Source organism: Companilactobacillus muriivasis (assembly GCF_036246245.1).
In the GTDB taxonomy this organism is placed as follows: Bacteria; Bacillota; Bacilli; order Lactobacillales; family Lactobacillaceae; genus Companilactobacillus; species Companilactobacillus muriivasis.
On the sequence record NZ_BTTQ01000019.1, the window covers coordinates 1 to 3,043 of the forward strand.

Below are 3,043 nucleotides of genomic sequence, written 5' to 3' on the forward strand. Positions count from 1 at the left end.
TTTGAATCACTTCGAACTGCTGTAAACTCTTACTCGATTAAGTCCTCGATCTATTAGTACTGCTCAGCTCCATGTATCGCTACACTTCCACCCGCAGCCTATCTACGTCATAATCTCTAACGGATCTTACTTCCATAAAGGAATGGGAAATCTCATCTCGAGGGGGGCTTCACACTTAGATGCTTTCAGCGTTTATCCCTTCCATACGTAGCTACCCAGCGATGCGCCTGGCGGCACAACTGGTACACCAGAGGTATGTCCATCCCGGTCCTCTCGTACTAAGGACAGCTCCTCTCAAATTTCCTACGCCCGCGACGGATAGGGACCGAACTGTCTCACGACGTTCTGAACCCAGCTCGCGTACCGCTTTAATGGGCGAACAGCCCAACCCTTGGGACCGACTACAGCCCCAGGATGCGATGAGCCGACATCGAGGTGCCAAACCTCCCCGTCGATGTGAACTCTTGGGGGAGATAAGCCTGTTATCCCCAGGGTAGCTTTTATCCGTTGAGCGATGGCCCTTCCATATGGTACCACCGGATCACTAACTCCGACTTTCGTCCCTGCTCGACTTGTCAGTCTCGCAGTCAAGCTCGCTTATACGTTTACACTCTGCGAATGATTTCCAACCATTCTGAGCGAACCTTTGAGCGCCTCCGTTACATTTTAGGAGGCGACCGCCCCAGTCAAACTGCCCACCAGACACTGTCCCCCACCGCGCTGAGCGGCGTGGGTTAGAGTTTTCATATAACAAGGGTAGTATCCCACCAATGCCTCCTTCGAAACTAGCGTTCCGAAATCAACGGCTCCTACCTATCCTGTACATGTCACACAAAAACTCAATATCAAGCTACAGTAAAGCTCCATGGGGTCTTTCCGTCCTGTCGCGGGTAACCCGCATCTTCACGGGTATTATAATTTCACCGAGTCTCTCGTTGAGACAGTGCCCAAATCATTACGCCTTTCGTGCGGGTCGGAACTTACCCGACAAGGAATTTCGCTACCTTAGGACCGTTATAGTTACGGCCGCCGTTTACTGGGGCTTCAATTCTCAGCTTCGCAAAAGCTAACTGATCCTCTTAACCTTCCAGCACCGGGCAGGCGTCAGCCCATATACGTCATCTTACGATTTAGCATAGACCTGTGTTTTTGATAAACAGTTGTTTGGGCCTATTCACTGCGGCTGGCTGTTACACCAGCACCCCTTCTCCCGAAGTTACGGGGTCATTTTGCCGAGTTCCTTAACGAGAGTTCACTCGCTGACCTTAGGATACTCTCCTCGACTACCTGTGTCGGTTTGCGGTACGGGTAGTTTATTTCTAACTAGGAACTTTTCTCGGCAGTGTGAGTTACTGTGCTTCGCTACTAAAATTTCACTCCCCATCATAGCTTGTCCTTAAAGATAAAAGCATTTGACTCTTATCAAGACTTACTATTTGGACGCGCATATCCATCAGCGCGCACACATCATCCTCCTGCGTCCTTCCATCGTTCAAACAAAATAAACTAGTACGGGAATATCAACCCGTTATCCATCGATTACACCTCTCGGTCTCATCTTAGGCCCCGACTAACCCTGGGAGGACGAGCCTTCCCCAGGAAACCTTAGTCTTTCGGCCGACCAGATTCTCACTGGTCTTTCGTTACTCATACCGGCATTCTCACTTCTAAGAACTCCACTGCTCCTCACGGTACAGCTTCAATGCTCTTACAACGCTCTCCTACCACGTGTCTTACGACACATCCACAGTTTCGGTATCATGCTTAGCCCCGGTACATTTTCGGCGCAGAATCACTCGACTAGTGAGCTATTACGCACTCTTTGAATGAATGGCTGCTTCTGAGCCAACATCCTAGTTGTCTATGCGTTTCCACATCCTTTTCCACTTAGCATGAATTTTGGGACCTTAACTGGTGATCTGGGCTGTTTCCCTTTCGACGGTGGATCTTATCACTCATCGTCTGACTCCCGGGTATAGATTGATGGTATTCGGAGTTTATCTGAATTCAGTAACCCAAGACGGGCCCCTAGTCCAAACAGTGCTCTACCTCCATAATCCTAATCCCCGAGGCTAACCCTAAAGCTATTTCGGAGAGAACCAGCTATCTCCAAGTTCGTTTGGAATTTCACCGCTACCCACAACTCATCCCAGCATTTTTCAACATACACGGGTTCGGTCCTCCAATGCGTTTTACCGCATCTTCAACCTGGTCATGGGTAGGTCACTTGGTTTCGGGTCTACATCAACATACTTAATCGCCCTATTCAGACTCGCTTTCGCTACGGCTCCGACTTTTCATCTTAACCTTGCATGTTAACGTAACTCGCCGGTTCATTCTACAAAAGGCACGCCATCACCCATTAACGGGCTCTGACTACTTGTAGGCACACGGTTTCAGGATCTATTTCACTCCCCTTCCGGGGTACTTTTCACCTTTCCCTCACGGTACTGGTTCACTATCGATCACTAGGGAGTATTTAGCCTTGGGAGATGGTCCTCCCAGATTCCGACGGAGTTTCTCGTGTTCCGCCGTACTCAGGATACTGAATGGAGTGGGTCAGATTTCGTTTACGAGGCTTTCACTCTCTTTGGCCAAGCTTTCCAACTTGTTCAACTATCATTACCTTTTGTTCTCACAACATCAGTCCTACAACCCTAAAGAGCAAGCTCTTTAGTTTGGGCTATTCCCGTTTCGCTCGCCGCTACTCAGGGAATCGAATTTTCTTTCTCTTCCTGCAACTACTTAGATGTTTCAGTTCATTGCGTGTTCCTCTTGATTGCTATGTATTCACAAACAAGTAAATATCCATTACGATATTTGGGTTCCCCCATTCGGAAATCCCCGGATCAAAGCTTACTTACAGCTCCCCGAGGCGTATCGTCGTTAGTTACGTCCTTCATCGGCTCCTAGTGTCTAGGCATCCACCGTGCGCCCTTTATAACTTAATCTTGACAAAATATGAAATTAATCATTTTTATCGCGCAGTTTTCGGTGTTTCTTTAATTCATTATTTCTTAATATCCAGTTTTCAAGGTACGAG

1 rRNA gene is annotated in these 3,043 nt (G+C 48.2%); it reads right to left on the reverse strand.

What is annotated here, in order from left to right:
* Window positions 1-33: 33 nt before the first annotated feature.
* Window positions 34-2,951 (reverse strand): 23S ribosomal RNA (locus tag AAA923_RS12280).
* Between the last annotated feature and the right edge of the window lie 92 nt (window positions 2,952-3,043).